The sequence below is a fragment of the Streptomyces sp. NPDC060205 genome (assembly GCF_042728395.1).
In the GTDB taxonomy this organism is placed as follows: domain Bacteria; phylum Actinomycetota; class Actinomycetes; order Streptomycetales; family Streptomycetaceae; genus Streptomyces.
This window is the reverse complement of sequence record NZ_JBHWZP010000463.1, coordinates 1-5,777: the sequence shown is the minus strand read 5'-3', so window position 1 is coordinate 5,777 and position 5,777 is coordinate 1. Positions and strand designations below refer to the sequence as shown.

General features: G+C 71.8%; 6 protein-coding genes and 2 pseudogenes. 4 read left to right on the top strand and 4 right to left on the bottom strand.

The window, feature by feature from the left end; genetic code table 11:
* Nucleotides 1–53: 53 nt before the first annotated feature.
* The 3 genes from ACFWGJ_RS40990 to ACFWGJ_RS40980 all read right to left on the bottom strand — a co-directional run bounded on the left by ACFWGJ_RS40990 (nucleotide 54) and on the right by ACFWGJ_RS40980 (nucleotide 2,905).
* On the bottom strand, nucleotides 54–761 hold the full coding sequence (locus tag ACFWGJ_RS40990) for a transglycosylase SLT domain-containing protein (RefSeq protein WP_387334050.1): 708 nt from the start codon (nucleotides 759–761) through the stop codon (nucleotides 54–56).
* Between the two features lie 300 nt (nucleotides 762–1,061).
* Nucleotides 1,062–2,210: an S-adenosylmethionine:tRNA ribosyltransferase-isomerase gene (locus ACFWGJ_RS40985; protein WP_387334049.1), complete on the bottom strand. Its 1,149-nt coding sequence runs from the start codon at nucleotides 2,208–2,210 to the stop codon at nucleotides 1,062–1,064.
* The gene (locus tag ACFWGJ_RS40980) at nucleotides 2,207–2,905 is read right to left on the bottom strand and encodes an SDR family NAD(P)-dependent oxidoreductase (protein WP_387334048.1); all 699 of its coding nucleotides are present in this window, start codon (nucleotides 2,903–2,905) and stop codon (nucleotides 2,207–2,209) included. The genes ACFWGJ_RS40985 and ACFWGJ_RS40980 overlap by 4 nt, the downstream gene beginning before the upstream one ends.
* A gap of 184 nt (nucleotides 2,906–3,089) precedes the next feature.
* Between ACFWGJ_RS40980 and ACFWGJ_RS40975 the strand changes: the two genes are divergently transcribed.
* The 4 genes and pseudogenes from ACFWGJ_RS40975 to ACFWGJ_RS40960 all read left to right on the top strand — a co-directional run.
* Nucleotides 3,090–4,235 carry a GAF domain-containing sensor histidine kinase gene (locus ACFWGJ_RS40975; RefSeq protein WP_387334047.1) on the top strand — a complete coding sequence of 382 codons (1,146 nt, stop codon included), beginning with the start codon at nucleotides 3,090–3,092 and terminating at the stop codon, nucleotides 4,233–4,235.
* The gene (locus ACFWGJ_RS40970) at nucleotides 4,228–4,869 is read left to right on the top strand and encodes a response regulator (RefSeq protein WP_387334046.1); all 642 of its coding nucleotides are present in this window, start codon (nucleotides 4,228–4,230) and stop codon (nucleotides 4,867–4,869) included. Before ACFWGJ_RS40975 ends, ACFWGJ_RS40970 begins: the two co-directional genes overlap by 8 nt.
* Nucleotides 4,870–5,052: 183 nt before the next feature.
* The gene (gene chpE, locus ACFWGJ_RS40965) at nucleotides 5,053–5,298 is read left to right on the top strand and encodes a chaplin ChpE (RefSeq protein WP_107017790.1); all 246 of its coding nucleotides are present in this window, start codon (nucleotides 5,053–5,055) and stop codon (nucleotides 5,296–5,298) included.
* A gap of 194 nt (nucleotides 5,299–5,492) precedes the next feature.
* Nucleotides 5,493–5,690 (top strand): annotated as a pseudogene (locus ACFWGJ_RS40960) (chaplin); the annotation flags it as partial.
* On the opposite strand, the pseudogene ACFWGJ_RS40955 reads toward ACFWGJ_RS40960, so the two are convergent.
* A pseudogene (locus ACFWGJ_RS40955) lies at nucleotides 5,687–5,777 on the bottom strand (DUF5682 family protein); the annotation flags it as partial. The pseudogenes ACFWGJ_RS40960 and ACFWGJ_RS40955 overlap by 4 nt on opposite strands.

Genomic DNA, 5,777 nt, shown 5'->3' with positions numbered 1-5,777 from the left:
ACCCCACAGGGGTGCCGCCCTTTCCGGCGTACGGGCAGAGGTCCGCGCAGACCTCAGTACGCGCTGTTGACGTTGTCGATCGAGCCGTACCGGTCCGCCGCGTAGTTGGCGGCGGCGGTGATGTTGGCGACCGGGTTGTACTGGCTCCAGGCGGTGCCGGGGACGTGGTACGCGTCGAAGGTCGGCTTGATGACCTGCAGCAGACCGATGGACGGGACGCCGTTGATGGCGTTGATGTCCCAGCCGTTGATCGCGTTCGGGTTGCCCGAGGACTCCCGGATGATGTTGCGGTGCAGCCCGTCGTACGTGCCCGGGATGCCGTGCTTCTTCATGATGTCCAGCGACTGGCGTATCCAGCCGTCCAGGTTGTTCGCGTAGGTCTTCGCGGCGACCGGCTTGACCGCGGCACGCTGGGCGGACCGGCTCGCGGCCTCCTTGGCCTTGCGGGCGTCCGCGGCCTTCTTCGCCGCGGCGGCCTCCGCGGCCTTCTTCGCGGCGGCGGCGTCGGCCGCCTTCTTCTTCGCGGCGGCGGCCTGGGCGTCGGCCAGCTGGCCGCTGAGACCGACGGTCTTGACCTGCAGCTGCTGCGACGAGAGCGCGACCGGGGCGGCGGAGACCGAGTCGGCGCTCGCCTTCGTGTCGGCGGGGGCCAGCGAGAACGCGAGGGCGGCGGCGCCGAGCGTGGCGACCCCCGCGAACGAGAGCTTGTGGGCCTTGGTCATGGCGGGGATGCGACCAGGAATGCTGTGCTGCTTGGGCATGGCTGGAGGACCTCTTCGAATAGCGCGGAGGCCGCTCTCGATCCGATGGGGACAAAAAGTGTTTCCGGATCTGACGCCATGGGTAAGCACCTGCGGCATCGAGCGACGGGAGCCATTGTTAGCGGCCCGAATTTTCGAAGGCAAAGGTGTGACGTACGACCTCGGGTAGTGGACCCCCAAAGGGCAAATCGGGACAGACCAATACGTCTGCCCCGCTCACCAGGAGTCCAGTTGTCTCCTATGCCCGTTCGTACGTGATGTGCGCCCTATGTGCGGGCTCACATCGGAGACGACTTGGACTCACCCGCAGTTGCTGCGGCAACCCTCTGTGTGAGGGTTCTCCACCGAGAGGGGCCCCGGGGACTCCTCCGGGAGGATGAGGTGCACGTCGCCGAACTCGTGCCACAGATAGCGCCCGCGCAGCGCCTCCTCGTACCCGCGGTCCACGGCCTCCTCGCCCGCGATCGCCTCCAGCATCTGCAGATGCGAGGCCTCGGGCTCGTGCAGCCCGGTGAGCAGCCCGTCCACGACCCGCACCCCGCGCTCCGGAGTCACCACCAGGCCGGTCCAGCCCCGCGCGGCACGCACCACCCCGTCGGGACCGGCCGCCGACTCCACGGCCCGTACGGCCGTGGTGCCGATTCCGATCACCCGGCCGTCACCGGCCTTTGCCGCGTTGATCAGCCGCGCCGAGGTCTCCGGCACCGTGAAGCGCTCCGGGTACGGCGGCTCGTGCGCCTCGGCCGAGGCGACCCCCGTGTGCAGCGTGACCGGTGCGAACTGCACACCCCGGCTCACCAGCTCCGCCACCAGCCGCGCGGTGAAGGGCCGCGCCGCACTCGGCATCTCCGCGCTCCCCGCCCCGTCGGCGGACGGCAGCGCGAACACGGTCTGGTACGCGGACAGCGGCTGGTCCCGGTCCGTGTAGGAGTAGCGGATGGGCCTCCCGTGCCGTCCCAGCAGACCCGGCACGTCGGCGTCGGAGATCCGCCCCCACCACAGCCGCGCGCTCCGCCCGGACAGCGGCTCCTCCAGGACGAGCCGTACGTCCCCCGGGAGGCGCACCTCCGTCCCCGCGGGCCCGCTCCCGCGTGCGCGCGTGGTGCCCCTTCCGTCGGGCTCCCGCAGCTCCACCGCCCAGCGCCCGTCGTCGCCCCGGGTGGAGAAATGCACCACCACGCGCGCATGCCCCACTCTCCCGTCCACCGCGGCCGCCAGCGTCACGGACGTGTTCACGACGAGCAGGTCCCCGGCCCGCAGCCGCCCCGGCAGCTCCACGAACGCGTGGTGCGACACCCGGGTCCCGCGCGAGACGAGCAGGCGGACGGCGTCGCGGTCGAGCCCGGGACCCCGCTGTTCGGCCGGCACACGCGCCGACAACTCCTTAGGGAGCGTCCACCTCCCCGTCCGGCCGCCGTCGAGCGGGGGCACCCCCATGGTGGTCGTCATCGCTGCTCCAGCAGGGCGGGGGCCCCGTAGCGCCCGCTCCCCGGACGTTCGTCGAGCAGCTTCAGGAGGGCCGGCACGACACTCGCCGGGCCGGGCCGCGGACCGTCGTCGTCCGGAACGGCCGCCGCGTACAGGTCCGTGGCCATGTCGCCCGGGTCGACCGCCCAGACCCGCAGCCCGGGCTCCTCCTCGGCGAGCACCGCGGACAGCTGGTCGAGCGCCGCCTTCGAGGCCCCGTAACCGCCCCAGGTCTCGTACGCCTCCGCCGCCGCGTCAGAGCTGACGTCGATCACCGTGCCCGCCGGCGACTCCCGCAACAGCGGCAGCGCCTCCTGGACCAGCCCGAGCGCCGCGACCACATTGACCTCCAGAGCGCGCCGGAGCCCGTCGAGGGTCAGCGCTTCGAGCCGTACGAGCGGTTCGGCGCCCAGCGCGCTCGCGTTGTTCACCAGGAGATCCACACCGCCGAGCTCCCGTGCCGCCGCCACCAGGTGGGAGCGGTGCGCCCCGTCCGTGACGTCACCGGGCAGCGCCCGTACCTGTGCTCCGTACTTACTGAGGACGGCCACCGCCGTCTCCTGGAGGGGCCGCGCGGTTCTGGCGTCGAGCACCAGGTCCCAGCCGCGCTCCGCCAGCGCCTCGGCGAGCGCGCGCCCCAGCCCCTTGGAAGCCCCCGTGATGATCGCTACCGGCATGATCCGTCCCCTCGTCCTCGACCGCCGCTCCGGGCGGCTGTCCTCAACGTAGGAACCCGAGGTCCCGCGCCGCCTCAGGCGAGGGCCGCACGTGCGGGGGCCCTTCGCCCTAGGTCCAGCGGACCGGACCGGGGCCGCCACAGGTCGGATACGCGCTGTCACACCCCGCCGGTACCGTGAGGTCATGAGTCATGGACCCCGGTCGGGCCTGCTCGCGGTGAGCACCGCGCTGCTGGCCATGAGCAGGCACCTGGAGGTGCGCGACGTCCTCAAGACGATCGTCGCCTCCGCCCGCGACCTGCTCGACGCGCAGTACGCGGCTCTCGGGGTCCCCGACGACCACGGCGGCTTCGCCCAGTTCGTCGTCGACGGGGTCAGCGACGCCCAGTGGAAGGCCATCGGCCCGCTCCCGCGCCAGCACGGCATCCTCGCCGCGATGCTGCACCAGGCCCGCCCCGAGCGCCTCGCCGACGTCCGCGAGGACCCCCGCTTCGAGGGCTGGCCCGCCGCCCACCCCGACATGTCCGACTTCCTGGGCCTGCCCATCCGTGACGGCGACGAGGTCATCGGCGCCCTCTTCCTCGCCAACAAGAACTGCGTGAAGCCGGAAGGCGGCTGCGGCTTCACCGAGGACGACGAGGATTTGCTCGGGATCCTTGCCCAGCACGCCGCGATCGCCCTCACGAACGCCCGCCTGTACGAGCGCAGCCGCGAGCTGACCATCGCCGAGGAGCGCTCCCGCCTCGCCCACGAACTGCACGACGCCGTCAGCCAGAAGCTGTTCTCCCTGCGCCTGACCGCCCAGGCCGCCGCGGCCCTCGTCGACCGCGACCCGGACCGCGCCAAGGGCGAACTTCAGCAGGTGGCCGCCCTCGCCGCCGAGGCCGCCGACGAACTGCGCGCCGCCGTCGTCGAGTTGCGCCCCGCGGCCCTCGACGAGGACGGTCTGGTCGCCACGTTGCGTACCCAGATCCAGGTCCTCGACCGGGCGCACTCCGCGCGCGTGACCTTCGACAGCTGCGGCGTCCGCGCGCTGCCCGCGGCCCAGGAGGAGGCCATGCTGCGGGTCGCCCAGGAGGCGCTGCACAACGCGCTGCGGCACTCGGGCGCGGCCCGCGTCGACGTCACCGTGGAGAAGCGCGGCCCGGGCGCCGTCCTGCGCGTCACGGACGACGGCAGCGGCTTCGAGCCCAGGGCGACCCGCCGCGCGGGACGCCACCTGGGCCTGGTCTCCATGCGCGACCGGACCAACGGCGTCGGCGGCGAGCTCACCGTCGAATCGGCGCCCGGCAAGGGCACCACGATCGAGATGGAGGTCCCTGGTGGCTGACGCAATCAAGGTGCTGCTCGTCGACGACCACCAGGTCGTCCGCCGGGGGCTGCGCACCTTCCTTGAGGTGCAGGACGACATCGAGGTCGTGGGGGAGGCGTCCGACGGCGCCGAAGGAGTGGCCCGCGCCGAGGAGTTGAGGCCCGACGTGGTCCTCATGGACCTCAAGATGCCGGGCATGGACGGCGTGGAGGCCTTGCGCAGGCTCCGCGAACTGGACAACCCCGCGCGCGTGCTCATCGTCACCAGCTTCACCGAGCAGCGCACGGTGATCCCGGCCCTGCGCGCGGGCGCCGCCGGCTACGTCTACAAGGACGTGGACCCGGACGCTCTCGCCGGAGCCATCCGCTCGGTCCATGCCGGACACATCCTGCTGCAGCCCGAGGTGGCCGGCGCGCTGCTGTCCCAGGAGGGCACCAACTACGGTCAGGGAAGAGGCAGTTCGCTCACGGAGCGGGAGCGCGAGGTGCTCGGCCTGATCGCCGACGGCCGCTCGAACCGCGAGATAGCCCGCGCCCTCGTCCTCTCCGAGAAGACCGTCAAGACGCACGTCTCGAACATTCTGATGAAACTCGACCTCTCCGACCGCACCCAGGCCGCCCTGTGGGCCGTACGTCACGGTGTGACGGGCTGATGACCTGCTGATCCGTGCGACGGCCGGTCTTCCGGACGGCAATTCGGAGCGTCTCCCTCCGGGCTGAGATTCATACCGTCGTGGGAATGTCCCCCGGATGGCGCATCCTTCTGCGATCTCCGCCGTTCTCCAGTGCGTGCTGCGGCGCTTTGCCGCAGTGGTTCGCAAGGAGAGGGCTCAGAAGTGAAGAACCTGAAGAAGGCCGCTGCCGTCACGATGGTGGCCGGTGGCCTCGTTGCCGCCGGTGCCGGTTTCGCCTCCGCCACCGACGGTGCGCACGCGGCCGGCCAGGCCGTGGGCTCGCCGGGTGTCGCCTCGGGCAACCTCGTCCAGGTCCCGGTCGCCATCCCCGTGAACGCGGTCGGCAACACCGTGAACGTCATCGGCATCCTGAACCCGGCGTTCGGCAACGACGGCTTCAACGGCTGACGTACGCCCCGGGTCGAGTGACCACCGGCCCCCCAGGTCCGCCTGGGGGGGCCGGTCCGTTTTTCGGCTCGTCGGACCACTGGACCGAACGGGCAGAACGCGCTCGTCCGCCGTGCCGTCCGGGCCCCTCGGGCGTTTCTCAGGCTACGGCCCGCGGCAGGGCCGGATACGCAATCGCAGGAGGAACGCTTTTCATGAACATCGCCAAGAAGGCCGCCCTGGCCGTCACCGTCGTCGGAATCGCAGCGGGTGCCTCGGCCGGTGCCGCTGTCGCCGACTCGGATGCCGACGGCGCTGCCGTGAAGTCCCCGGGCGTCGCCTCGGGCAACGCCGTCCAGGCCCCGATCCACGTCCCCGTCAACGTCGTCGGTGACAGCATCAACGTGATCGGGGCCGAGAAGAGGTGGCCGTACCAGCCGGGCGAGGCGATCCCCGCGCCGTATCCCCCGGCCCGGGCGAGCCGGCGGTGGGTCCAGGGG